Origin of the sequence: Couchioplanes azureus (genome assembly GCF_014648355.1) — a bacterium.
GTDB lineage: Bacteria > Actinomycetota > Actinomycetes > Mycobacteriales > Micromonosporaceae > Actinoplanes > Actinoplanes azureus.
Genome location: NZ_BMQY01000001.1, coordinates 964,394 through 989,947, shown reverse-complemented (window position 1 = coordinate 989,947; position 25,554 = coordinate 964,394). Strand labels below are relative to the sequence as shown.

General features: G+C 70.2%; 14 protein-coding genes, 1 tRNA gene and 2 pseudogenes. 13 read left to right on the top strand and 4 right to left on the bottom strand.

The window, feature by feature from the left end; genetic code table 11:
- Positions 1-113: 113 nt before the first annotated feature.
- The 6 genes from IEY99_RS04595 to IEY99_RS04570 all read left to right on the top strand — a co-directional run bounded on the left by IEY99_RS04595 (position 114) and on the right by IEY99_RS04570 (position 11,996).
- A complete protein-coding gene (locus tag IEY99_RS04595) occupies positions 114-3,062 on the top strand; it encodes an AfsR/SARP family transcriptional regulator (protein WP_189199542.1) in 2,949 nt (982 codons plus the stop codon).
- A gap of 44 nt (positions 3,063-3,106) precedes the next feature.
- Entirely contained in the window at positions 3,107-4,516 is a 1,410-nt protein-coding gene (locus IEY99_RS04590; RefSeq protein ID WP_189199540.1) for a class II fumarate hydratase, read from the top strand.
- 66 nt (positions 4,517-4,582) lie between these two features.
- Positions 4,583-6,232: a S8 family peptidase gene (locus tag IEY99_RS04585; RefSeq protein WP_189199538.1), complete on the top strand. Its 1,650-nt coding sequence runs from the start codon at positions 4,583-4,585 to the stop codon at positions 6,230-6,232.
- A 93-nt stretch (positions 6,233-6,325) separates the two neighbouring features.
- Positions 6,326-7,744 (top strand): cysteine--tRNA ligase, encoded by a 1,419-nt coding sequence (cysS, locus tag IEY99_RS04580; protein ID WP_189199536.1) that lies wholly within the window; start codon positions 6,326-6,328, stop codon positions 7,742-7,744.
- Positions 7,744-8,859: a 23S rRNA (guanosine(2251)-2'-O)-methyltransferase RlmB gene (gene rlmB / locus IEY99_RS04575; RefSeq protein WP_189199535.1), complete on the top strand. Its 1,116-nt coding sequence runs from the start codon at positions 7,744-7,746 to the stop codon at positions 8,857-8,859. The genes cysS and rlmB overlap by 1 nt, the downstream gene beginning before the upstream one ends.
- Before the next feature lie 194 nt (positions 8,860-9,053).
- A complete protein-coding gene (locus IEY99_RS04570) occupies positions 9,054-11,996 on the top strand; it encodes an Hsp70 family protein (protein ID WP_189199533.1) in 2,943 nt (980 codons plus the stop codon).
- Between the two features lie 48 nt (positions 11,997-12,044).
- Here the strand turns inward: IEY99_RS04570 and IEY99_RS04565 are convergent, their stop codons facing one another.
- On the bottom strand, positions 12,045-13,130 hold the full coding sequence (locus IEY99_RS04565) for an ABC transporter ATP-binding protein (protein ID WP_189199531.1): 1,086 nt from the start codon (positions 13,128-13,130) through the stop codon (positions 12,045-12,047).
- Between the two features lie 182 nt (positions 13,131-13,312).
- On the opposite strand from IEY99_RS04565, the gene IEY99_RS04560 reads away from it, so the two are divergent.
- Positions 13,313-13,386 (top strand) — tRNA-Thr (locus tag IEY99_RS04560).
- A gap of 562 nt (positions 13,387-13,948) precedes the next feature.
- Here the strand turns inward: IEY99_RS04560 and IEY99_RS04555 are convergent.
- The gene (locus IEY99_RS04555) at positions 13,949-15,850 is read right to left on the bottom strand and encodes a UvrD-helicase domain-containing protein (RefSeq protein ID WP_229798229.1); all 1,902 of its coding nucleotides are present in this window, start codon (positions 15,848-15,850) and stop codon (positions 13,949-13,951) included.
- Positions 15,850-17,895, bottom strand: a complete 2,046-nt coding sequence (locus IEY99_RS04550) for an ATP-dependent nuclease (protein WP_189199527.1) — start codon at positions 17,893-17,895, stop codon at positions 15,850-15,852. Before IEY99_RS04550 ends, IEY99_RS04555 begins: the two co-directional genes overlap by 1 nt.
- A gap of 477 nt (positions 17,896-18,372) precedes the next feature.
- On the opposite strand from IEY99_RS04550, the gene IEY99_RS04545 reads away from it, so the two are divergent.
- The 6 genes and pseudogenes from IEY99_RS04545 to IEY99_RS35190 all read left to right on the top strand — a co-directional run bounded on the left by IEY99_RS04545 (position 18,373) and on the right by IEY99_RS35190 (position 24,318).
- Complete coding sequence (locus tag IEY99_RS04545; protein WP_189199525.1) at positions 18,373-18,714, top strand: STAS domain-containing protein; 342 nt, start codon at positions 18,373-18,375, stop codon at positions 18,712-18,714.
- A 106-nt stretch (positions 18,715-18,820) separates the two neighbouring features.
- Positions 18,821-20,707, top strand: a complete 1,887-nt coding sequence (locus IEY99_RS04540) for a SpoIIE family protein phosphatase (RefSeq protein ID WP_189199523.1) — start codon at positions 18,821-18,823, stop codon at positions 20,705-20,707.
- Positions 20,708-20,709: 2 nt separating this feature from the next.
- Positions 20,710-21,168 (top strand): ATP-binding protein, encoded by a 459-nt coding sequence (locus IEY99_RS04535; RefSeq protein ID WP_373293281.1) that lies wholly within the window; start codon positions 20,710-20,712, stop codon positions 21,166-21,168.
- Positions 21,169-21,258: 90 nt separating this feature from the next.
- Positions 21,259-23,136 (top strand): annotated as a pseudogene (locus IEY99_RS35200) (PAS domain S-box protein); the annotation flags it as partial.
- Positions 23,132-23,452 (top strand): annotated as a pseudogene (locus IEY99_RS35195) (PAS domain-containing protein); the annotation flags it as partial. The pseudogenes IEY99_RS35200 and IEY99_RS35195, both read left to right, overlap by 5 nt.
- Before the next feature lie 20 nt (positions 23,453-23,472).
- A complete protein-coding gene (locus IEY99_RS35190; RefSeq protein ID WP_373293300.1) occupies positions 23,473-24,318 on the top strand; it encodes a sensor histidine kinase in 846 nt (281 codons plus the stop codon).
- A gap of 216 nt (positions 24,319-24,534) precedes the next feature.
- Here the strand turns inward: IEY99_RS35190 and IEY99_RS04525 are convergent, their stop codons facing one another.
- The gene (locus IEY99_RS04525) at positions 24,535-25,365 is read right to left on the bottom strand and encodes an ATP-binding protein (protein ID WP_189199518.1); all 831 of its coding nucleotides are present in this window, start codon (positions 25,363-25,365) and stop codon (positions 24,535-24,537) included.
- Positions 25,366-25,554: the final 189 nt, after the last annotated feature.

Genomic DNA, 25,554 nt, shown 5'->3' with positions numbered 1-25,554 from the left:
CACGGAGCGGAACAGCCTGAGCAGAAGCATGCGGTGCCGCTCTCTCATCCGGCTGTCGGTCCGCTATCGCGGGTATCTTCGGGGGTCGATCGCTTTCGGGGGAGGGGCCTTCGGTGCAATTCGGCATTCTGGGGCCGCTCACCGTCGTGGACGGCGGCGTCGAGGTCGCCGTCACCGCGGGCCGGGACCGGACGATGCTGGCGATGTTGCTGCTGCACGAGGGCCGCATCGTCAGCCTGGACGACCTGATCGACGCGGTGTGGGAGGACGACCCACCGGCCACGGCCCGGGCCCAGGTGCACACGTGCGTGTCCCGGCTGCGCCGGCTGCTGCCGCCCGGGGCGATCCGGACGGATCCCGCCGGGTACGGCATCGTGGTGGGTGCCGACGACCTCGACCTGCACACGTTCACCCGGCTGACGAGCCGGGCCCGCTCCGACGGCACGCCTCGGGAGCAGGCCGCGGCGCTCCTGCGGGAGGCCCTCGCGCTGTGGCGGGGCCCCGCGCTGGCCGGCCTCGGGGCGCCGGTGCTACGCGGTTTCGCCGCGGTCCTCGACGAGGAGCACGGCACCGCCGTCGAGGACTGGATCGAGCTCGAGCTGGCCGGCGGAAACGCGCGGGAGATCGTCGGCGAGCTGACCGGGTTGGTCGAGCGCCATCCGCTGCGCGAACGGTTGCGGGCCCAGCTGATGCTCACCTTGCACCGGCTGGACAGGCAGGCCGACGCGCTCGCGGAATACCGCCGGGCGGGCACGCTCCTGCGCAGGGAACTCGGCGTCGAGCCCGGTCCAGCGCTGCAGGACATGCACCGGCGGATCCTGCGCGGAGAGGTGACGCCGGAACCGGCCGCGCGGCTGCCGGCCGTACCCGTGTATCGCCTGCCCCGCGGCGTCGAGGACTTCACCGGCCGGACGGAGATGGTGACCCGGCTCCTGCATGCCGCCGCCAGGACCAACGTGCTGGTCATCGACGGCATGGCCGGAAGCGGCAAGACGACGCTCGCCATCCGGCTGGCGACGCTGCTGCGGAGCGACTATCCGGATGGTCAGCTCTTCCTGGACCTGCAGGGTCACAGTGAACGGGATCCGCTCACGCCGGGTGCCGCACTGCTGGCTCTGCTGCGGCAGCTCGGCGTGGAGCCGAGCCGCATCCCGCCGGATCCCGAGGACCGGGCCGCGCAGTGGCAGTCGGAGCTGGTGCAGCGCCGGATCCTGGTGGTACTGGACAACGCGGCGTCGAGCGCCCAGGTCGCACCGCTGCTGCCGGCCACGGCGACCGGTCTCTGCCTGATCACCAGCCGGCGCCGACTGGCCGGCCTCGACGGCGGGCATCCGGAGTCCCTCCCGGTGCTGGACGAGCAGGAGGCACTCAGGCTGCTCCGGAGCATCGTCGGCGACCGGGTGGCGCGCGAGCCGGAAGCCGCTCGGCAGCTGACGCGGTTGTGTGGCTACCTGCCACTGGCCATCCGCCTGGCCGGCGCCCGCCTGGCCCATCGGCCCCGGTGGGCGGTGGCCGACCTGGTGCGGCGTCTGGACGAGGCGGTGCTTCCGGAGCTGGCGGCCGAGAACCGGACGGTGGCGAGCGCGTTCGCTCTCTCGTACGGCCAGTTGAGCGAGCCGACCCAGCGGCTCTTCCGGCTGCTCGGCCTGCACCCGGCCGGGCAGTTCGGGGCCGTGTCGGCCGCGGCGCTGGGCGGTCTGTCCCTGCGCGACGCCCAGGACCTGCTCGACGAGCTGGTTGATGTGCACCTGGTGGAGGAGCCCGCACCGGACCGCTATCGGCTGCACGACCTCGTCCGCCGGTACGCCGCCACCCTCGCTGACGCCCTGTCCGAAAAGGAGCGCCACGAAGCGGCGTCGGGGTTGATCGATCTCCACCTGTACGCGGCCGCCCGGTTGAACGGCCCGGGCGAGACCGAGAGCGCCACCCACGACTATCCCACCGGTCCCGTGCTCCGCCCGGACCTCGTCGAACGGGCAGTCGCCGACGCGGACTGGCTGGAGGAGCAGAGACCCCTGCTGCGAGCGCTGGTCCGGACCGCCGCCGCGATCGGCGAACCGGAGCGCGCCTGGCTGCTCGCCCGCGTCAGCTGGCCGTTCCTCTATCACCGCAACTACTACGACGACCTGATCGCGGTGCACACCGAAGGAATGACCGTCGCCGAGCAGGCCGGCGACGAGCGCGGGGTCGCACTGCTGAGCAACTATCTGGCGTCCGCCCTCTACCGCACCGGCCGGTACCGCGAGGCGCTGCGGCGGCTGTCGACCATGCTCGAGTACCAGAAACGAATCCGCGACGTGCGGGGCGAGGCACGGGTACGCGCGAACATCGCCGGCCCCCTCATCCGACTCGGCCGGCCCGACGAGGCCATCAGGCAGACTCGGCTGACCCTGGTGACCTGGCGGAGGCTGGGCTACGGGCGCAACATCGCCGCACGTAACTCCGACCTCGCCGGCATGCTCAACGAGTGCGGCCGTCACGAAGAGGCGCTCCGGCATGCCCGGTGGGCTCTGCAACTGTCGGTGGAACTGGGGTTCGACCGGCTCGTCGGGATCTGCCTGCGCGACATCGGCCATGCGCGGACCGGCCTGGGCCAGGTCGACGCGGCCGATCGGGCTTTGACCATCGCGCTGCGGTTGTTCCGGCAGTACGGCATGCGCTCCGAGGAGACTCAGGTGCTGCGGATCCTGGGCCTGCTCGAACGGCGCCGGGGACGGTCGGAGCGGTCGGTGGAGTCCTTCCTGGCGGCCCTCGCCATGGCGCGCGAGGTGGGTCATGCCCCCGCGGTCGCGGCCATCTCGAACGACCTCGGTGCCGTCCTGCTCGCCATGGGTGACGTCTCGGGTGCCCGACAACTGCACCGCGACGCCCTGGCGATCGCCCGGCGGGTCGGTTATGCGATGGAGGAGGCCCGGGCGCTGGACGGCCTGGGGGCGTGCGTGACGGAGGCCGACCCGGACGCCGCGCGCCGTTACTGGCGGCAGGCGCTGGCGCTCTTCGAACGGATGGGTCTGGCCGCGCGGGACGAGGTGGCGGGTCGGCTGGCCCGGCTCGGCGACTGAACAGTGGTACGGATCAACTGCGTACCGTCCGCGGCGGGGGCAGGATGGAAGCCGTGACGACGACTGATGAGAGCGGATTCCGGATCGAGCGCGACACGATGGGTGAGGTCCGGGTGCCGGCCGCTGCGCTGTGGCGGGCGCAGACCCAGCGGGCGGTGGAGAACTTCCCGATCTCCGGGCGCGGGCTGGAGCCCGCGCACATCCGGGCGCTGGCCCGGATCAAGGGGGCGGCTGCGCAGGCCAACGCCGCGCTGGGGGTGCTGGAGGACGATCTGGCCAAGGCCATCGCGACCGCGGCGGCGCACGTGGCGGACGGCGGCTACGACGACCAGTTCCCGATCGACGTGTTCCAGACCGGGTCCGGGACCTCGTCGAACATGAACACCAACGAGGTGATCGCCACGCTGGCCTCGCGCGAGCTGGGCCGGCCGGTGCACCCGAACGACCACGTCAACGCCTCGCAGTCGAGCAACGACGTGTTCCCGTCCTCGATCCACCTCGCCGCCACGGAGGCGGTCACCGGCGACCTGCTGCCGGCGCTGGAGCATCTCGCGGCCGCACTGGGCGCCAAGGCCGAGCAGTGGGCCGAGGTCGTCAAGTCCGGTCGCACCCACCTGATGGACGCCACGCCGGTCACCCTGGGCCAGGAGTTCTCCGGGTACGCCGCCCAGGTGCGCCACGGCATCGACCGGCTCACCGCCACCCTGCCGCGCCTGGCCGAACTGCCGCTCGGCGGCACCGCGGTGGGCACCGGCGTGAACACGCCGCCGGGCTTCGCCGCCGCGGTGATCGAGCGGCTGCGGGAGACGACCGGGCTGCCGCTCACCGAGGCCGGCAACCACTTCGAGGCGCAGGGCGCGCGGGACGGCCTGGTGGAGGCGTCCGGGCAGCTCCGGGTCGTCGCGGTCAGCCTCTACAAGATCGTCAACGACATCCGCTGGATGGGCTCCGGGCCGCGGACCGGCCTGCGCGAGCTGCGCCTGCCGGACCTGCAACCCGGGTCGTCGATCATGCCGGGCAAGGTGAACCCGGTGGTCCCCGAGTCGGTGCGCCAGGTGGTCGCGCAGGTCATCGGCAACGATGCGGCGGTGGCGTTCGCCGGCACGCAGGGCGACTTCGAGCTCAACGTCATGCTGCCGGTGATGGCCCGCAACGTACTCGAGTCGATCAAGCTGCTGGCCGCGGCGGCGCGGATGCTGGCCGACCGCTGTGTGGCCGGCCTGGAGGCCGACGAGAAGGTCACCCGGGCGTACGCGGAGGGCTCGCCGTCGATCGTCACGCCGCTCAACCGGTATCTCGGCTACGACGAGGCCGCCGCGATCGCCAAGCAGGCGCTCAAGGAAGACAAGACCATCCGGGCGGTCGTCATCGAACGAGGACATGTCGCCAACGGCACCGTGACCGAGGAGCAGCTGGATGCCGCGCTGGACGTCCTTCGGATGACCCGGCCGTAACCGAACGGGGGCAGAATGAAACGATCAACTCTTGTGGATGATCGTCTTCTTCGATGGAATGCGGGGATGAGAAGACGCTTGACGGCCGGGGCCGTCGCCACCGCGACGAGCCTCGCCGCCCTCCTCGTCGGTCTGCCCACCACGCCGGCGGCCGCCGCCACCACCACCGAGTACACCGTCGTCGCCGATGACGGCGTCGCGGCCGCCGACGCGATCGCCGCGATCACCGCCGCCGGCGGCACGGTCGTCGCCAGCAACACGGCGATCGGCACATACAAGGTCACCTCGTCCGCCGCCGACTTCACCACCCGCGCCGCGCGCGCCGAGGCGCTGATCGGCGCCTCGGCCCGCAAGCCCGTCGGGCACGCGCCCAAGGTCTCGCCGGCCGTCGAGCAGCCGGTCACGGAGGCGCCGCGCGGCCGCAAGCCGCACGGAGTCAAGACCCCGGACCCGCTCGACGACAGGCTCTGGGGCCTCAAGATGGTCAAGGCCGACAAGGCCCGGGCCATCGAGAGGGGCGAGCGCGGCGTCACGGTCGGCGTCCTGGACACCGGCCTCGACGCGTCCAACCCGGACCTCGCGGCCAACTTCAGCGCCAAGCTCTCCCGCAACTTCGCCCCCGACCTGGTCGACGTGGACGGACCGTGCGAGGTCGAGGGCTGCCTCGACCCGGTCGGCACCGACGACGGCGGCCACGGCACCCACGTGGCCGGCACCATCGCCGCCGCGGCCAACGGCTCGGGGCTCTCCGGCGTCGCGCCGAACGTCACCCTGGTCGAGCTCAAGGGCGGCCAGGACTCCGGCTACTTCTTCCTCGACCCGGTGGTCAACGCCCTCACGTACGCCGGTGACGCCGGCCTCGACGTGGTCAACATGTCGTTCTACGTCGACCCGTGGCTCTACAACTGCAAGGCGAACGCGGCGGACTCCCCCGAGGCGCAGGCCGAGCAGCAGGCGATCATCACGGGCATGAAGCGGGCGCTGAACTACGCCCACAAGCGCGGCGTCACGCTGGTGGGCGCGCTGGGCAACCAGCACGACAACCTCAACGACCCGCAGGTCGACACGACCAGCCCGGACTACGGCGGCACGCCGTACGAGCGGCCGATCGACAACAAGACCTGCTTCTCGCTGCCCGCCGAGGGCCCGCACGTCATCGGCGTCTCGGCGCTCGGCCCGTCGAAGTCGAAGTCGCACTACTCCAACTACGGCACCGAGCAGATCGGCGTCAGCGCGCCGGGCGGCTTCACCAAGGACTTCTTCGGTACGCCGCAGTACAACAGCGCGACGAACAACATCCTGTCCACGTACCCGCTGAAGGTGCTGCAGGAGAAGGGGACGGTCGACGCGGACGGCAACCCGACCAGCCCGAACGTCTTCAAGGAGTGCACCGCGGACGGGAAGTGTGGCTACTACACCTACCTGGCCGGCACGTCGATGGCGTCGCCGCACGCGGCGGGTGTCGCGGCGCTGATCGTCAGCCGGTACGGCCACCGCGACTGGTGGCGCGGCGGCCTGACGATGAACCCGAAGCTGGTCGAGGCCCGGCTCTACCGCACGGCGGAGAAGACCGCGTGCCCCGAGCCGCGCCTGCGCAGCTACGCGAACGAGGGTTACCCCGCGGAGTTCGACGCGTACTGCGACGGTGACAAGAACTTCAACAGCTTCTACGGGCACGGCATCGTCGACGCGTACAAGGCGGTCGGCGGGCGCTGAGCCCGCACCTGTGGACAACCCTGTGGATAACCGCCCCGTCCGGGCACTCGGACGGGGCGGTTATCGACTTCTCCGGGTCGGTACCCTGGTACGGTGACGCTGAGGCTGCATGACACCGCGACCCGATCCGTCCGGGACTTCGTCCCGAAGACGCCCGGTCAGGCCGGCATCTACCTCTGCGGTCTCACGGTCCAGTCCGTGCCGCACATCGGCCACCTGCGCAGCAGCGTCAACTACGACGTGCTGCGGCGCTGGCTGACCCACTCCGGCTACGACGTCACCTTCATCCGCAACGTCACCGACGTCGACGACAAGATCCTGGTCAAGTCGCTGCAGACGGGCCGGCCGTTCTGGGCCATCGCGTATGCGAACAAGATCGTCCTCGACGCCGACTACCGTGCGCTCAACGTGCTGCCGCCGACGTACGAGCCGCTCGCCACCGGCCACGTTCCGGAGATGCACGAGCTCATCGGCACGCTCATCGAGCGCGGCCACGCCTACGAGTCGTCCGAGAAGAACGGCGACGTCTACTTCGACGTGCCGACCTACGCCGACTACGGCGCGCTCTCCGGGCAGAAGCCCGAGGACATGCTCTCGGCCGGCGAGGCGCCGGAGCGCGGCAAGCGGCACGCCGAGGACTTCGCGCTCTGGAAAGGCGTCAAGGCCGACGAGCCGGCCGACGCCTCCTGGCCGTCGCCGTGGGGCCGCGGCCGCCCGGGCTGGCACATCGAGTGCTCCGCGATGGCCCGCCGCTACCTCGGCGACGAGTTCGACATCCACGGCGGCGGGCTGGACCTGACCTTCCCGCACCACGAGAACGAGATCGCCCAGTCGCGCGCGGCCGGTCTGCCGTTCGCCCGCTACTGGGTGCACCACGCGCTGCTCAACCTCGGCGAGGCCAAGATGAGCAAGTCGCTGGGGAACGTCATCGACGTCGAGGCCGTGCGCGCCATGGGCATCCGGCCGGTCGAGCTGCGCTACTACCTCGGCGTGCCGCACTACCGCTCGCGCATCGACTACTCCGACGACGCGCTGCGCGAGGCGGCCACGGCATACCGCCGGATCGAGGGCTTCGTGCAGCGGGCCGTCGAGGTGGTCGGCCCGGGCCGGCCGAAGGAGGTGCCGCCGGCGTTCACCGCGGCGATGAACGACGACCTCAACACCTCGGCGGCGCTCGCGGTCGTGCACGACACGATCCGCGAGGGCAACACCGCGCTGGCCGGGGGCGACGAGACCGGCGTCCGTGCGGCGCTGACCGAGGTGCGGGCCATGCTCGGCGTGCTCGGTCTGGATCCGCTCGACGAGGCCTGGGGCGGCGGCACGGAGTCGGGCGGCGACCTCAAGCCGGTCGTCGACTCGCTGGTCGCGCTCGCGCTGGAGCAGCGCGCGCAGGCCCGCACACGTAAGGACTGGGCGGCGGCCGACTCGGTCCGCGACCAGTTGAAGAACGCGGGAATTCAGGTGGAGGACACTCCGACCGGGCCGCGCTGGACGGTAGGAGAGCAGCACTGATGCCAGGAAACTCCCGTAACGCGAGCAAGCGCGTCACCTCGAAGAAGGGCGCCTCGGTCGGCTCCGGCGGCAAGAACCGGGCCGGTCTCAAGGGCCGCGGCAAGACCCTGCCGGCCGACGAGCGGCCGTGGCACAAGGGCTACTCCGGCACCGAGAAGCTGCCCGAGAAGACGGCCCGCAAGCAGGAGAAGGAGCGGCGCGCCGCGGCGGCCGAGGGACGGGCCCCCAAGGTCGGCGTCCCGGGCACCAAGGACACCACCTGGGGCCGCGGGGGCGGTCGCGCCACCGGGCGCCCGGCTCCCCAGCGCGGCGGCCGGATGCAGAGCCGCGGCCCGCGGGTCGCACCGGGCCGGCGCTCCAACCCCACCAAGGAAGGCCCCGAGCTGCTGCTCGGCCGCAACCCGGTGGTCGAGGCCCTGCGCGCCTCCGTCCCGTCCACCGCGCTGTACGTGGCCCAGGGCATCGACATCGACGACCGGGTCACCGAGATCGTGCGGACGGCCGGTGACCGCGGCATCCCGATCCTGGAGATCAGCCGCAACGAGCTCGACCGGATGACCGGCGGCGTGCTGCACCAGGGCATCGGCCTGCAGGTGCCGCCGTTCGCGTACGAGAACTTCGACGACCTCGTGGCCGCGGCGATGGAGCAGACCGCGCCGCTGCTGGTGGCTCTCGACGGGGTGACCGACCCCCGCAACCTGGGCGCGGTCATCCGGTCCGTGGCCGCCTTCGGCGCGCACGGCGTCTTCATGCCCGAGCGCCGCGCGGCGGGCATCACGGCGACCGCCTGGCGCACCAGCGCGGGCGCGGCGGCCCGGGTGCCGGTCGCCCAGGTGGTCAACCTGACCCGGGCGATCAAGGCGGCGCAGCAGGCCGGGTTCACCGTGATCGGCCTGGACGCCGACGGCGAGACGGACCTCTACCAGCTCGAGGCGGCGGTCGGTCCGCTGATCGTGGTGGTCGGCTCGGAGGGACGCGGGCTGTCCCGGCTCGTGGGCGAGACGTGCGACATCCGCGTGAGCATCCCGATGGTCTCCACGGTGGAGTCGCTCAACGCGAGCGTCGCGGCCGCGGTGACGCTGGCCGAGGTGGCACGCCGCCGCACCTACGGCTGACCCGCGGCTGGCCCGGCTGACCCGCGGCCGGCCTGGCTGGTCTGCCGCGGCCGGCCTGGCTGGTCTGCCGCGGCCGGCCCGGCTGGTCCGCCGCCGGCGGCGCGGCTGACCCGCCCGCACTGGCGTGACGGCGGGTGGGCCGGGCGGCCCTGTAACGTGGCGGGCCGAGTCGTCCGTCGGTGGAGGGGCAGCGCATGCTCGGTGTGGACCTGGGCACGTCCCACACGGTCGCCATGCTGCGCTGGCCGGACGGGCGGGTCCGGCCCCTGCTCTTCGACGGCCGGCCGCTGCTGCCGTCCGCCGTCTTCCGGGACGCCGACGGGCGCCTGCATGTCGGTCAGGACGCGGTCCGGCTCGGCTACGCGGAACCGGCCCGGCTCGAACCGCACCCCAAACGGCACGTCGACGCCGAGACCGTCCTGCTCGGCGACGCCGAGGTGCCGGTGCCCGAGCTCTTGGCCGCCCTGCTCGAGGCCGTCGCCCGGGAGGCCGTCGCGGCCGCGGGTTTTCTGCCCCCGGCGGTGGTCACCCACCCCGCGGCCTGGGGTACGGCGCGTCGCGAGGTGCTGACCCGCGCGCTGGCGCTGGCCGGCTGGCCACCGGCGACCCCGCTCGTCCCCGAGCCGGTCGCGGCGGCCCGCTACTTCGCCGAGGTGCTGCGGCGCCCGGTGCCGGTCGGTGCGGCGCTGGCCGTCTTCGACTTCGGCGGCGGCACCCTGGACATCGCCGTGGTGCGCAACGAGGGCACCGCGCCGGACGGCCGGGGGCGGTTCGAGGTGGTCGCCTCCGGTGGGCTGGACGACCTCGGCGGCCTGGATCTCGACGCGGCCCTGGTCGACCACCTCGGCATGGACCTGGCCACGTCCGAGCCCGCCGCGTGGGCGGCGCTGCGGGAGCCGGTCACCCTGGCCCAGTGGCGAGCCCGGCGGCACTTCTGGGACGACGTCCGCGGGGCGAAGGAGATGCTCTCCAGGACCGCGCAGGCCCCCGTGGCGGTCCCGGGGCTGGAGCACGCCGTCCACCTGACCCGCGGCGAGCTGGAGCTGGTGTCGGCGCCGCTGGTGCGCCGCGGCGTCGCCGAGGCCGGCGTGGTGATCAAGGCCGCGGGTCTGGCCGCGGCGGACCTGGCGGGGCTGTTCCTGGTCGGCGGCTCGTCGCGGGTGCCGCTGGTGGCGCGGCTGCTGCACAGCGAGCTGGGCGTCGCGCCGACGGTGCTGGAGCAGCCCGAACTGCCCGTCGCCGAGGGAGCGATCCTGACCGCGGAGGATCCGGGGACCGCGCCCGCGCCGACCGCGCCGCCGCAGGCCGCGCCGACCGCGCCGCCGCAGGCCGCGTCGCCCGCGCCCGCGCCGCCGCAAGCTGCGCCGACCGCACCCTCGGCCGCCCCGGCGCAGGCCGGGTCAAATGTGCCCGCGCCGTCGCAGGCCGGGCCAAATGCGGCCGCGCCGTCGCAGGCCGCGCCGACCACACCCGCATCCGCGCCGGCGCCGCCGCAGGCCGTGCCTTCCGGGGCTCCGTCGCCGCTGCGGGACGACCCGGCCGAGGCTCCCACCGCGCCGCAGACGACCCCGGCGGCGCCCGTGCCGCCGTCGGCCGAGCCGACCTATGCCGAGCCGGTCGACCCGTGGGCCACCGGCGAGGCGGTCGCCCTGGCCGCCGTCCACGGCGATCACTTCACGTTGCCCACCCCCGAGGTCCCCGTATCGCCCACGCCCATCCAGCCGCCGGGCGAACCGTGGCTCGTGTCGTCACAGCCGCCGCCGGAACCGGCGCTTCCGCCGTACCGGAGGAAGGGTTTGTGGTTGGCCTCGGCCGCGACCGTCGTCGTGCTGGGCGTGGCCGCGACCATCGTCGCGCTGTTCTGGCCGCGCTACTCCGCGCTGGACTACCGGCCGCTCGGCGAGCCGCGGCGGATCGCCCCCGCGGTGCCGGTGACCTCGTCCTTCTCCGCCGCCGCGCTGCGTGACGGGCGGGCCTACTTCGCCGGCGCGGACGACAACGGGCAGCTCGGCGTCGTCGCGGCCGCGGCCGGCAGCGGCGCGAAGCTGTGGAGCAGCACGGAAGCCGGTGCCGCCGACCGCTGGGAGTTCTTCTTCACGCTGCCGCACGCGGTCGTCGCCATCACCGCCACCGACTCCGACACCCGGGACCGGCGGATGGTCCTGCTCGACCCCGGCGATGGTCACAAGATGTGGGAACGCCGGATCGCGAGCGACGACGGCATGCTGTTCACCGGAGACACCGCGGTCCTCGTCGACCGGGCCGAGGGCCGGGTCGTCGGGCTCCAGGTCCGCGGCCGCGGCACGGCCGCCTGGGACCACGAGAACCCGAAGTCCCAGTACGGCCAGAGCACCACCAAGGTCGTCACGGCCACCACCTCCGGCGACCTCGCCGGGGCCGCCACCACCGGCGGCGTCCCGTTCGCCGGGCCGATGGACGACGACGAGCGGCTCGTGCAGATCGGCGCCGACCGCTCCGCCCGCGTGTTCGACGCCGGCACCGGTGTGCAGGTGGCCGGCCCCCGGGCCGGCGTCGCCGACCCGGACGACGAGGTCGTCGCCCACCACGGGCGGCTGATCGTGGCCGAGTCCGGGGAACCGCGCCGCATCGTCGTCTACGACCTCGGCAGGCTGGGCGGGCCCGAGATCCGGTACACCGCGCCGGACAACAGTCAGATCACCCACCTCACCGCCTGCGGGGACGACCGGGTGTGCTTCGTGCAGACGACCGGGTACGACGCCAAGACCGCCCAGGTGGTGGCGGTCGACGTGGCGAAGGGCAGCGCCCTGTGGTCGCGGCCGCTGCCGCAGGCGGAGCAGTTGGTGCCCGTCGGCGACGCCGTACTCGCCACCCAGAACACCTCACCGGGTCAGGTGTCGCTCCTCGACGGCGGCGGCGCGGTCGTGTGGACCCGGGTCGGTGCGGCCGGCCGGCTCGACGGCGGCAATCTGCTGCACTTCTCCAAGGCGCTGTCCACGTCGCCCGACGACCCGGGGCTCTCCGGCGAGCACGTCGGCGACCCCAAGGTGCCGCTGGGCACGCTTTCGGGCGTACGGTCGGCGACCTGTGCGTGGGATCAGAAGCACCTGGCCTGCGTCGCCGAGAAGGACTTCGTCCTGCACACGTTCGCGTCCTGAGACGCGGCGAGGGCGGCCCCCAGCGGGAGGCCGCCCTCGTCATGAGCGTCAGATGCGCTGGCCGGTCTCGGCGTGGAACAGGTGCACGTGGTCGGCCTGCGGCTTGATGAACACCGTCTCGCCCATGGTCGGCATGCCCCGCCGGTCGGTGCGGACCACGAAGCGCTCGGATCCGCCGTCGAGGGCCGCGTGGCCGTAGACGTTGGCGTCCGAGCCCAGGTCCTCGACCAGGTCGACGACGATCGGCAGCCCACCCGCGGTCGGCGAGACCAGGTCGGTGGCCTCGGGCCGGAACCCGACGGTGATCTTGCCGCCGCCGGACTGCGCGGCGGCGGCCTGCTCACGGGTAAGCGGCACGGCCAGCGGGCCGAAGTTGGCGCCCGCCTCGGCCAGCGGCACGGTCTTGATGTTCATGGCCGGCGAGCCGATGAAGCCGGCGACGAAGACGTTGCCGGGGGTGTCGTAGAGGGCGCGCGGGGTGTCGCACTGCTGGAGCACGCCGTCGAGCATGACCGCCACCCGGTGGCCCATCGTCATGGCTTCGACCTGGTCGTGGGTCACGTAGACGGTGGTGATGCCGAGCTTGGCCTGCAGCGTCGCGATCTGCGAGCGCGTCTGCACGCGGAGCTTGGCGTCGAGGTTCGACAGGGGCTCGTCCATGAGGAACACCTGCGGCTCCCGGACGATGGCCCGGCCCATGGCGACGCGCTGCCGCTGACCGCCGGAGAGCGCCTTCGGCTTGCGCGACAGATACTCCTCGAGCTGCAGGAGCTGGGCGGCCTCCTTGACCCGGCGGTCGATCTCGGACTTCGGGGTCTTCCGCAGCTTGAGGGCGAACGCCATGTTCTCGTACACCGACATGTGCGGGTAGAGGGCGTAGTTCTGGAAGACCATCGCGATGTCGCGCGACTTCGGGGGCAGGTTGGTGACGTCCTTGCCCTCGATCAGGATCCGGCCGCGGTCGACGTCCTCGAGGCCGGCGAGCATGCGCAGGCTGGTGGACTTGCCGCAACCCGAGGGGCCGACCAGGACGAGGAACTCGCCGTCGCCGATCTCGAGGTTCAACTCGTTGACGGCGGGGCGCTCAGCACCGGGATAGATCCGGGAGGCTTTGTCGTAGGTGACCGTAGCCATGGGGAATCGACTTCCTTTCCACCGGCAGGAACGTGCCGGACGATCCGAGTGGGAGGAACTGGCGGTGTGGCACACCACACACGCCCCGCCACCGTAAAGGTTTCTTCATGTTTTGCCAAGGACGAGCCGGGCGCCGGGCGTTTCCGCCAGTACGGACGTCAGCGGCTATGCTGGGGCCTCGCGCCCCTGTAGCTCAGTTGGCCAGAGCACCTGTCTTGTAAACAGGATGTCGTCGGTTCGATTCCGACCGGGGGCTCAGCACAAGGCCCTGACCAGCGCGAGCGCTGACCAGGGCCTCATATCTATCTATGTGATTTTGAATCGGCCCCCGAAAACCCCCCGATAATGCCGGTGAACGATCAGGTTCGCCGCGCGTGCGCCGAGACCCGCTGTCCTCGGCTGTCTGCCCGTGCTGGGGCGCTGCCTGATACCGCCAGTGACGGACCTGCCGTCGCTGGTCCCATGACCGACGGCGCGGTGCAGCCGCTCATTCGAGTAGGTCAGTGAGGGCGTAGACCGCGTTCGGGGTTTCGCACTTGTTCACGTCTTCTCCCGCAGCACCCCGCTGTGCAGCCACTGCACCAACGCGGCGGCCAGGTGTAGTGCGGCTTCTGCCTCCGCGCCCGGGAGGTGACGAGGACGAGTCCCACGTCGTGGCGGGCAGCGGGGTGGCGGTTTCGGGAGCCTGGTGGTCCGAGTGCCAACCCGAGTTGCGGGCGCTGAGGTAGCGGTGCCGGCCCGAGCCCACCCTCCTAGCGCGCCAACTGGTGCCGGGCGCAGCTCCGGGATTGAGAAAGATCGTGCCTCGACCCGGCGCCCTACACCGAAGCGGTTCTTGCTGTCAGGGCATGCCACGGGCCGGCTGCTCCCGCGGGTGTCAAGATCATGAGGCGTTGCGCTGCCCGAGACATCGCCACGTACACGATGCGCTTGACTTCGCACTCGGCCATTGAATGTTCGAGGATCTTTTTCCAGGCGGTAGCGTTCTGCGGGCACTTGCATTGCCCTGCGGTCTTCTTCGTCACCAGCAACACGGCGTCGTGCGTCTCGCCCTTGGATGCGTGGGCAGTGGCGAAAGCCACCCGTACGTCTGCGTGCTCGTGGTGGTGCCTCCAGGTGCGGGCTTCGCGTGCGCTGAAGAGGGCCGTCAGGAGGCGGTTCTGCTTACTTTTCGCGTCAGTGTCGAAGCTGGCGCAGTCGGTCTTGAATGCTCTGAGTTGGTTAGGTGCCACAGCGCGCAGCGAGGTGTCGCAGAGTGCCGCGCAGTCGGAGATCCGCAGGCCATCCTGGTCGGGCAGCTTGGCCTTGAGTGCGTTCAGGTCGCCGAACAGCGCGACGCGGTACGGCATGTCGGCATCTTCTGCCATGCCCCATTCCTGGCGGATCGCGGCCCGGCATGCTGCTACCGATGCGTGCCCGCCGAGCTTTCGGAGCAACGTTTCGTATGCCTCGACGGCGCTGTATTGGTTGCCGAGGGACAGGTGGTATATGACCTTCAGGAGGTCACGTGTGAGGGGTTGCCGCCACACGGTGCGTTCGGTTGGCTTGGCGTCGATTCCGGCGTAGCCGGCCTCGAGGTGGAGGCCGTGGTCGGCTCCCCGGGTGAGGACGAGGAGCGACTTGATGTTGGCGCTGTTCTCGTCGTGGGCCAGCGAGCCAGTGAGGCTGTCGGCGAGTCGGTCGACGGCGGCTCTGACCGCTGCGACCGCGTCATCGTCGCTCATCTCCTCAACGGTGACCGGATCCGGATAGGTCTTGTTCTTGCCGTCGTCGGCGGGGATGAGTGGTGAGCCGTCATCGGCGAGGGCGGTCAAGGTTTCACAGATGGAGGGGCTGCACCGGTAGCTTTGGGTCAGTGCAGTGGGGGTCCAGGGGTCCCATGCTGCCTTTGCGGTGAAGAGTGCGGGTCGCGCGGTGTTCCACTCGTAGATCGCCTGGTTCTCGTCACCGACGAGGATGATGTGCGGGTGGCCGGCCGCGACGAGGTGGTCGAGGAGAGCGTGCTGGATCTCGGTGAGGTCCTGCGCCTCGTCCACGATGAGGACCGGGAAACGGCGGACGATCGCGGTGGTCAGGGCAGGCGACGAAGACAGGGCTTGGTAGGCCAAATAGTTGGCATCCGACTGCAGCGCGAGGCCCTGAGCCCAGACTCGTCGCTTCATGGCAAGGATCTTGCTGGCGTTCCCGCTCGTGACCGGCTGCACACGTATGTTCCCGAGGCGGCGCTCGTCATCGATGCAGATCGGGACGCCGTTGAGCCCGATCGTGTAGCAGTCGAACCACATCGTCTTGTACTCCCCAGCAGGAGCGTCGTTGCTCCATCCGGGTGGGATCTTCCACTGCTGGTAGGGCTCACCGACGAGTGTGGGACGGTCACCGGGGAAAGCCATGCACTTGGTGGCGTGCGGGAGGAACAGGTACTGGTTGATGAACGCGTCGACCGTTCCCACGAAGTGCGGGTTCTGCAGCAGGGCTGCCGCTTTCCCCGCTTTGTGGATCTTGCTTTGCAGTTCGTCCTTGGCGACGTTGGTGTAGGAGAGCATGGCGATGCCCTGCCACGGTTGGTGCTGCTGAGTCCAGCGTCCGGCCAGGTCGATGCAGTAGCTGGTCAAGGTAGTGGTCTTGCCGGTGCCGGGGCGCGCGGACAGTAGGCGGTGCCCGCGCAGCGGTACGCCGCTGGGATCCCAGAGCGCTGCCCGTTGTTCGCTGTTGAGCGGCATCACGAGGCCATCGGCGAGGGCGCGGAGGCGGCTGCCCCGGTGACGTACTCGATCGCCTCGCGAATGTATCGAGGCACGGTGAATCGACGTGCCGCCTCCCCGTCGGACAGCGCGGACAGCGCCTCGTGCAGGTGGAAGGCGAACTCGGACTTCACCTTTTTGAACGGGGCGTTGGTGTGCCAGGTGGCGTGCCAGTCATCGTCGGCGACAAAGGTGCCCTGGGTCTTCTGCTTCATCTTCCGGTAGGCCAGCGACGGGTGATCGGCGTCGAGGAAGTCCCTGAGGAATTCGTCCATGTTGCCGGTGTTGATGCTAGGCGGGGCCGCCTTGCGGAGGGCGTCATGCAAGATCGCCAGCATCTCGACGTTGCGGGTTCCGGCGACGGCCGTGCGGAGCAGGCCAAACTCAAGGGTTCCGTAGCCGCGCGCGATCGCGGTCTGGCCGTCGACCTCCAAGCCCTGGTCGAGGGACGCGTCTACGTCGGTGAAGAACTGCTCGTCGGTGGAAACGGCCTGGGGATCTTCATCACCGTCGGTGATGAACACAGCTCGGTGGTAGGGGCCGTCGGCGCCGGCGAACAGGGGCCGGAAGTGCTCGTATCCCCAGGCGGATCCGATGGTGACGATCTCGATGCCGTGATCGCGAAGGTTGCGGCCGATGAGCTCGGAGAAGCGTTGCATCAGCATGGCTTCGGTGACGCCTTCGACGAAGACGGCGCCGGTGGCGAACAGCAGTTGGGAGCGGGAGACGTCAAGGAACTTGTGCAGGTAGCGCTTGTCGGTGTCGCGGTCGCGAAACTGGTCGGCCAGGTGCAGGGGTGCGGCGGGCCCGTCGTCGGCGCCGCGCCGCATGACGATGATCTTTTTGATGTCAGTTCTCGCCGTGATCGTCGGTGAGTGCGAGGTGACGAAGATCTGGTGATCGGTGATCTTGTTGAGCGCGTGGAAGAAGGAGTCCTGCAACTGCGGGTGTAAGTGGGCTTCGGGTTCCTCGATGAGGAAAAATCGGTGCACATGCTGGTCGACGGGGGTGTCGCCGCGGCGTGACAGCACGATGCTGGCGTAGATGAGCTGGTTGATGCCGAGGCCGTTGCTGCTCAACGGCAGCCCGCCGTCGCCGTGCAGCGAGTGCGCGAAGACGGGTGCCATGGTGCGGAACAGCTCTTCGGAGATGCCTCGGGGCTCGAAGGTGAGGCTGTCGTCGCCGATGCGGTAGGGCCGGGCATAGGCAGCGAGGTTGTTGCTGGCCGCGGCGTGGTGCTTCCCGCCAGTAATGTCTACAACAAGCTGCTTGAGCAACGCGCGGAGCTGGTCGGGGATGTCATCCCGCATTTTGATCTTGGAGTCAGCGGTGTGGCTGATGATCAGCCGTTCGATCTCTGCGCCTACGCGGGCGCGATCGTTGACCAAGTCACGCAGGGGCGCCAGGTAGACGGCCTTCATGTAGTCCATGACGTCGTATGGCACGGGGTTGGACAGGGTGGCGCCGCCCCGGATTTCGCCGCGGCCAGGTTCGTAGCGTCTCCGATTCGGGTTGTACTCGAAGGACACGCGGTAGCTGAGCTTAAAGACTGTGTACTCGATCGACGGATCTCCTAGCTTGACGGTGTCGTCCGGACATGCCAGCTCCAGGAACTGCGCCGGCAGGTCGGAGTCCGTGCGGCCGTAGAACGTGGCGGTGAAGGAGATCTGCCGCGGCGCCTGGTCTGCTTTGTCGCCGAGACACACGTCGGTAGCAACCAGCCGGATGGTGTCCTCGCGCTTTTCGAAGCTCCCAAGGCCCAGAAGCAGCCGAAGAGCGTCGATACCGGCGGTCTTCGCCGCGTTGTTGGCCCCGATGAGGACGTTGAGTCCCGGCTGAAACGTGAAGGTCGCATCCCGGATCGCCCTGAAGTTCGTGACCTTCAACGACTTGAGGAAGAAGTCAGGTGCACGCGTCGAGGGGGCGTCGTCGACGATGTTGCCGATCAGCGCCTGGGCTGGCTCACTCGTCGCGTCGGGCGGTAGAGACATGACTTGCGTCCGATTCTGCTCGTGCGGCTTCACTGCCGCTCGACGCTTACGGTTCTCGACGAGCTGGCTAGATCCATAGGCTCAGCGTTCGCAAGACGAGACCGTCGGACACAAGGTGCGGGTCCGGCACATCAACATCATCAGGGCAGCGGCATAGCGCCGGATCCTGCTCGCAAAAGCCATCCCGCCCTGGACTTCGCCGTCACTACGGTTCGCAACAGATCCGCCGCCCCGGCGAATCCGGCGGACGCGCCGAGCCCATCAGCAGTATCGGACCGCTGACTTCTCGGCCGATGCCGGCGCCATCCCAGGCATTCCCCGAGACCCGGGCCTCGACATCAGCCGCGCGTGGCGACCGTGCTTCGATCGGCGGCGGTCGGCCATGCGGCGTACCTGCGGGCGTGGTATCGGCGTCCGGTCGGGCCATATGCAGGCGGACCAGTGTTCGGTAAACCCCTATGGAGTACTGGCGACTTGGCTTCGGCGGGTGGTCGCGGGAAGGTGGCGAGTATGGGTCCGTTATCGGCGAGTGTTGATCAAGAGGTGCTCCGTCTATCGCTGCGGGGTGATATCGACTTCGCCAATGCAGAGTTGATCACCGATGCGATCCGGGAGGCTGTCGTCCAGGGCCGGCCGAAGCTGGTGCGGTTGGACGTGGCCGAGGTGACGTTTTTGGACTCCTCCGGTCTCGGCGCGTTGGTGGCTGCCCGGCGGGCGGCGATGGACTGCGGTGCCGCTTTCCGGGTGGAAGGTCCCGACGCCAATGTGTACAGCCAGTTCGAGATCGCTGGTCTGGTGGAATTGTTTGGTCTGGCCAGCTCCGATGGCGGCCCCGGCGCTGCTGGGCCGTGAGTGATGACGCTACCGGTGGAGTGGCCGAGCACCCGCCGCACGGTTGGGATGCCGGCGCAAACGGTCTGATTGGGCAGGTCGGGTCCGCCCGCCGAGGAAGGGCGTGATGAGGGTGGAGCAGCATCATGACTACCGCCGGCGGCTGGCCGCGCTGGATGAGAAGGTGGCGGGGGCACAGCTGGATCCCGCGGCGCAGGTCCAACGGGCGGCGGGACTGCTGGCGGGCCGGGTCGGTTGCCCGGTCGACGAGGCCCACACCTATCTGCTGAATCGGGCGGCGCAGCAGGGCCGCCCGGTGGCTGCGGTGGCCGGCGACATCCTGGCTGCTTTGCAGGGCCGGCCGGGGCCTGGGTCGCGATCCCTGGACGCGGAGATGAACCAGGCGCTTCGCCCCCGCAGTCGAAGCCCGGTATCACGGCGTCGTCATGCCCGCGTCCACGCACCGTCGCAGGTGGTGGACGACTGGGGTGCGCTGGTCCAGCAGGTCCTCGACGCGATGCCGGGTGACCAGATGGTGCTGGCGCCGGTGTTCGGAGACGACGGCGAGGTTACCGACTGGGTGATTGTCGCGGTGAGTCAGGCGACGGCTGACTTCTCCGGCCAAGACGTGGCCCGCACGGTAGGTCAGCGCATCAGTCAGGCGTATCCGGCCACGGTGGAGACGCCGGTGTGGCAGGCATGGCGGGAGGTGCTGGCCGACGGCCAGCCGCGGGAGGTGGGTCCGTTTCCGTATGTGAGCCGCAGTGACCGGTCGCCCGGCGATGTGCTGATGACCGCCTGGGTGTCGCAGGTCGGTCCGGGGGTGCTGAGCCGTTGGGTGCGTCACGACGAGCAGACCCGGCAGGCCGAACGGATCGCGCAGACCGAACGGCTGGGCCAGCTCGGCTGGGGCGAAGCCGATCTGGTCACCGGGCAGATCGTCTGGTCGGACGGGCTGTATCGCATCTACGAGCGCGACGCGGCCCTGGGGCCGCTGTCCAGCGAGGAGCAGAACGCTCTGACCCTGCCCGAGGACGAGCCGATCCGCCGGCAGGCGACCGAGGGTTTCGGTCGCGGAGACACCGTCGACTTCACCACCCGTATCCGCGTCGGCGGGCGGGTCAAGTATGTACGCAGTGTCGTCGACGCGGTCCGCGACGTGCAGGGGCGGCCGCTGAAGGTGTACGGCATCGTGCAGGACGTCACCGTGCAACAGACCACCCGGGCGCAGCTGGCCGAGGCAGAGCAGCTGCTGCAGCAACACCAGCACAGTCTCGCCGTCGAGCACGAGCTCGCTGCCCAGCTGCGCCAGATCGTGCTGCCCGTGCCCGCGCAGCCGTTCGACCTGCCCGGTCTGCGCGTCGCCGTTCGCTACATACCCGCCGAAGAGGCCAGCCGGGTCGGCGGCGACTGGTTCCACGCCGCCTCCGCCGACGACGGCTGCGTAGTGCTCGCCGTCGGCGACATCGCCGGCCACGGCATGCACGCCGCCACCATGATGGCTCAGCTGCGGCACATGCTCGCCGGCCTGACCGTGACCACGACCACCGACCCGGCGCAGCTGCTGTGGCATCTCAACCGTCTGCTCTACTCCTGCGCCACCACCGCGACTGCCGCGGTGGCCCGCTTCGATCCGGGCAGCCAGTCGCTGACGTGGGCGCAAGCAGGACACCCGGCACCGCTGCACGCCCGCGCCGGCACCACCACCGCACTTCCCCGGCCGCACGGGCAGCTGCTCGGCGCTGACCGCGACGCGCGCTACGACACCGCCACCGTCAGCCTGGACCCCGCCGACCTGCTGCTGTTCTACACCGACGGGCTGATCGAACACCGCAGGCACACGCTGGCCGAAGGACTCGCGCCCGTGATCGCCACCCTCAATGACATCTCCGCCTCGGGCAGCTCGCAGCCATTGGCCGACCTGCTGTCACGACTGCGCCGGGCGAACCCCGATGACGACACCTGCCTGCTCGCCGTGCGACACCACACCGCGGCACCGCCCACCGGAAGGTAACGATGCCTGAACCTCACCATCCTGCGAATAGACCGTCGAGCCCGTACGCCGACGGCTCGCTACCGGCCCGCGCGTTCGCCTACGAAGACCTCCGTATGCTGCGCCAGGACGTGACACGGTTCGCCCAGGCCAACGGCCTCACCGACCCCGCCCTGTACCGATTCGTGCTCGCCGTGCACGAACTCGCCACCAACGCCGTGCGCCACGGCGGCGGCAAGGGACGACTCGAACTGCACCGTACCGGCGACCAGCTGCGGTGCCGGGTCAGCGACCATGGAGCCGGCATGCCGACCGCGCATCCTCCCGCCCGCCCGGCCCCCGACGCACCGCGAGGGCGCGGCATATGGCTTGCCCACCACGGAGGAGACCTCTCGTGGGCCAGCAACAATCACGGCACCACCTTCACGTTGACCTGCCGACTCTCATCACCGCCACCGCGCAGTCGAAGCCTTCCGACCTGACCAGCAGGCGAGCATGCGATACCTCTCGGGACCTTCCGCCGCATAGCGTGGCAGATCAGCAGCTACGAGGCACCGCGGCCGCTGGTTACCATGCCGTTAGCCGGTCGGTTGCCATCCGGTTGCCGGGCCTCAGCGCGGGCGGGATATTGGCCGATAGGCCAGGTGATGGCCGGTGATGGTGAACGTCGAGAGGTCGGTGATCGGGTCGGCGATCCCGATCGGTTGCGCGCGCTGCGAGGCACGGGGTTGCTTGCCAAAGGCTCATATCCGGCGTTGGACCGGCTGACGTCGCTAGCGGCACGCCTGCTCGGTGTGCCGGCGGCGGTGGTGTCGCTGGTCGACGCCGACCGGCAGGTGTTCGCCAGCGGCTGCGGGCTGGCCGGTGAGCTGGCCGAGCAGCGGCAGACACCGCTGTCGCACTCCTACTGCCAGTATGTGGTGGCCGACGCGGCGCCGGTGATTGTGGCGGACGCCCGGACTGATGAGCGGCTGCGAACCAGCCCGGCGGTCACCGCCTACGACGCGATCGCCTACGCCGGGATTCCGCTGCAGTCGCCGGACGGGCAGGTGCTGGGCTCGTTCTGCGTCATCGACTCCCGGCCGCGGACGTGGACGCCGGAGCAGGTCGAGATCCTCACCGACCTGGCCGCGGCGGCCGAGTCGGAGATCGCGCTGCGGGTGGCGCACGGTGACCTGCTGCTGTCCTCCGCGCGGTGGCAGGCGGTCCTCGACAGCGCGCAGGACGCGTTCGTGTCGATGGATACGGCAGGGCGGGTGACGGCGTGGAACGCCGCCGCGGAACGGCTGTTCGGCTACTCGGTCGCTGAAGCGTTGGGCCGCTCGGTCACCGAGTTGATCATCCCGGCGCGGCTGCAGGCCGCGCACGCCGCCGGCCTGGCCCGGGTACGCGCCAACGGTGTCTCCGAGCTGGCCGGACACCGGCTCGAACTGGTGGCGCTCGACCGTGCCGGCCGGGAATTCCCCATTGAGATGACCTTGCAAGTCAGCGTGGAACGCGACGAGATGGCGTTCCACGCCTTCCTGCACGACATCACCGACCGCGTCGAGGCCCGCACCCAACTGGAAGCCGAGCGGCAGCGGCTCGCCGACGAGCGGGCTTTCCTGCAGGCATTGCTGGACAGCCTGGACACCGGGGTGGCCGCCTGCGACGCCGACGGCGACCTGGCCCTGGTCAACCAGGCCCTGCGTGACGTGCACGACGCCCCCGAGGCGCCGCCGCCGGCTACCGCGTGGGCTCCCACGTTCGGCCTGTACGCCGAGGACGGGAACACCTTGCTAAGCCTCGAGCAGCTGCCGTTGGTGCGTGCGCACGCCGGTGAGCACGTCCGCGGCGAACACCTCGTGATTCGTCCCCCAGCCGGTGGAGTACCGCGGCGCTTCGTCGTCAACGCGCGCCCGATCACCGCGGTTGACGGCCGGCACCTGGGCGCGGTCGTGGCGATGCACGACATCACCGAGGCCCACCGGGCCGAGCAGTTACGCCGGGTCCGCCATGCGGTGGCCCAGGTGCTGTCCGAGGCCACCAGCGCCGAACAGGCCGCCACCGCGGCGGTCGCCGCGATCGCCGCGGAGCTGGGCTGGATCTGTGGCGAGTACTGGCAGGTCGACGACGATCGTCAGCGCATCCACCGGCGCAGCTCGTTCACCGCACCCGACGTCGACCTGAGCGACTTCACCGGCGAACAGCCCCTCGCGTTCACGCGCGGCGAAGGTCTACCCGGACTGGTGTGGCAGCGCGGTAGCGAAGTGTGGACCAGCGTCGTACCCGGCGACGTACTCTCCGCCGGCCGCCGGACCGCCGCCCGACAGGCAGGCATCCGCACCGGCATCGGCGTACCCGTGCGCAGCGAGAATCGGGTACTGGGGGTGCTGGCCTTCTTCACCACCACCGACACCGCCCGCGACGCCGACGTCGCAGCGATGCTCGACGCGGTCTGCACCCATGTGGGCCGGTTCGTCGAACGCCGCCGCGCCGAAGACCTCACCCTGGCCCTCGCCGCCGCGCGCCGCGACTTCCACCGGGTCATCGCCCAGATCCACGACTACGTGTGGACCGTTGAGGTGCGCCCCGACCACACCGTGCGCTCGGTATGCCAGCCCCAACGCCTCCGGGATATTCGGCGCCGACCTACCCACCGACACCGACCTGGCCACCATCCTCGCCGCCCGCATTCACCCCGACGACCAACACCTGTTCGCCGACTTCCACGCCACCGTCTCCGCCGGGAAACCAGCCGAGACCGAGGTCCGGGTGCTCGGCTACGACGGCGTCACCCGCTGGGTGTGGACCCGCGCCGTCCCCCGTCGCGACGACGACGGCACCGACGGCGCCGACGCGAGGCTGTTCATCGACGGCATCTGCACCGATGTCACCGAGCGCCGTCAGCTCGCCGACCAGCGCGAACAACTGCTGGCTGCCGAACAACAGCAGGTTGCCCGCTTGCGGGAACTCGACCGGATGAAAGACGACTGGTCGCCGTGGTCAGCCACGAACTCCGCAACCCCATCGGCGTCATCCGCGGCTACACCGAACTACTGCTCGACGACGCCGACCTCATCGCCGGATACCAACGCGAGATCGCCGTCATTGACCGCACCAGCGCCCACCTCATGCAACTGGTCGAAGACCTCCTCGACCTCGCCCGCCTCGATGCCGGCCACAACGGCATCGACGCCACACCGCTGTCACCATGCCGGCTCATCCGCGATGCCGTACACGCCCACCAGCCCGCCGCTGGCGCCGCCGGCGTACAACTGCACTCCGACATCGGCCGGCTGCCCGTCATCACCGCTGACGCCTCCCGCCTGCGGCAAGTGCTCGACAACTTGCTGTCCAACGCTGTCAAATACACCCCGGCCGGCGGCTGCGTCACGATCACCGCCCAACCCAGCGACACGGGCATCACCATCGCGGTTACCGACACGGGCATCGGCATCCCCGCCGAGCAGTACCCGAAGTTGTTCACCCGTTTCTTCCGCGCCACCACCGCCATCAAACGCGGCATCAAAGGCACCGGCCTCGGCCTGGCCGTCACCAAAGCCATCATCGACGCCCACCACGGCACCATCACCGCGCACCCCGCTCCCGGCGGCGGCACCTGCTTCACCATCACCCTGCCCCACCAGTAAATGCAGTGGAACGACACTCCGCCGCACGCCCGTTGCGCTCACTGTGGTGATGAGTGACGACGGTCCGCCGACTGCGGCCACCGAGGCGAGGCGGCGACTGGTTCCAAGGGCTACCGAGACTATGGCCGCCTTCGAGGAGGGCGGAAAACCTGACGAACATGCACGGACCTGGCGGACCGCGCTGGCCGCTCTCCTGCAGACCGCTGCATCCCTTGATCACCGCTGGCTGCGCCGGACGCATGTCTCGTGGCAAGTGATGGTGGCCCACACCATTTTGCCGGTATGGGTGGGTAACGCTCCCCAGGCAGTGGCGGCGTGGTCCACCGCGCGTAGCCCGAGGCCGCGTTCGGTGATGTCGCCGGGTTCCGTGCCGGAACGGCGGTGCAGGTGCGGTAGGCGAGGCTCACCGTCGTAGACGGCGAGGTGCACGCCGGCCGGAAGGCGGGTGACGGCCACCTCGACGCTCGTGGCGGCGTGTTCGATCGCGTTGACGACCAGCTCGGAGATCACGAGGCGGGCGCGTGTCTGCAACTCGGATGGCTGCCAGCAGGCGCAAGCCTCGGTGACCAGTCGGCGGGCTTGAGCAACTTCCGCTAGATCGGGTGCCAGGCGCAGCCGTGGCTGCGCCTGGCCGGGTGTTGTGCGGCCGTTGATGAGGGCGGCGCGGGCGTCGGGCACGCTCGCATACGTCGGCACGGCTTGACGCCCGCCCCGACAACGAAGGGCCCACGGCGCCTTGGTGGGAAGGCACGCCACGACCGGCACCGAGGGCTGCACCCGCTGGCCCCACTGGCGCACTCCCGGCCACAACGTGGCACTGGCACCGCTGGAGTCACCAAGGTCGCGCAGATCCATAATGATCGCTGCAGGATGAGCGGCGAGGCAGCCGCGCAGGATACGGGCGGTGGCCTGATGCAGCCGGCGGTCCCACCGGCCGCTGACCGTCACCTCGACGATCATCGTGTCCGCGTCGGCGATCACCCTCACCATACGATCGTCATCGCCGAGGTGACGTTGCAGCAGTATCGGTGACCGGCCAAATTCCATCCGTGCATCCTTCTACGGCCGACCCGTGAGCAAGCACTACACAGCGCTGCGTCGGGCACAGATGACCATTCGACACTCTGTACCACACCGGCATCGTTGCAAACGCTCTCTGGTCGCCCACTTTGGATGCATCATCGGCCTACCGGGCACTCGGTGATCCTGCCTAGCAGGGTGCCTCTGGTAGCTACA

What these genes read in the sequence shown, in the direction of transcription:
- IEY99_RS04525 (WP_189199518.1), bottom strand. Translation starts at nt 25,365, where the DNA reads ATGGAATTTGGCCGGTCACCGATACTGCTGCAACGTCACCTCGGCGAT.
- IEY99_RS04565 (WP_189199531.1), bottom strand. Translation starts at nt 13,130, where the DNA reads ATGGCTACGGTCACCTACGACAAAGCCTCCCGGATCTATCCCGGTGCT.
- IEY99_RS04545 (WP_189199525.1), top strand. Translation starts at nt 18,373, where the DNA reads ATGGGTCCGTTATCGGCGAGTGTTGATCAAGAGGTGCTCCGTCTATCG.
- IEY99_RS04540 (WP_189199523.1), top strand. Translation starts at nt 18,821, where the DNA reads ATGAGGGTGGAGCAGCATCATGACTACCGCCGGCGGCTGGCCGCGCTG.
- IEY99_RS04570 (WP_189199533.1), top strand. Translation starts at nt 9,054, where the DNA reads ATGCTCGGTGTGGACCTGGGCACGTCCCACACGGTCGCCATGCTGCGC.
- IEY99_RS04535 (WP_373293281.1), top strand. Translation starts at nt 20,710, where the DNA reads ATGCCTGAACCTCACCATCCTGCGAATAGACCGTCGAGCCCGTACGCC.
- IEY99_RS04590 (WP_189199540.1), top strand. Translation starts at nt 3,107, where the DNA reads ATGGAAGCCGTGACGACGACTGATGAGAGCGGATTCCGGATCGAGCGC.
- IEY99_RS04585 (WP_189199538.1), top strand. Translation starts at nt 4,583, where the DNA reads ATGAGAAGACGCTTGACGGCCGGGGCCGTCGCCACCGCGACGAGCCTC.
- IEY99_RS04555 (WP_229798229.1), bottom strand. Translation starts at nt 15,850, where the DNA reads ATGCCGCTCAACAGCGAACAACGGGCAGCGCTCTGGGATCCCAGCGGC.
- rlmB (WP_189199535.1), top strand. Translation starts at nt 7,744, where the DNA reads ATGCCAGGAAACTCCCGTAACGCGAGCAAGCGCGTCACCTCGAAGAAG.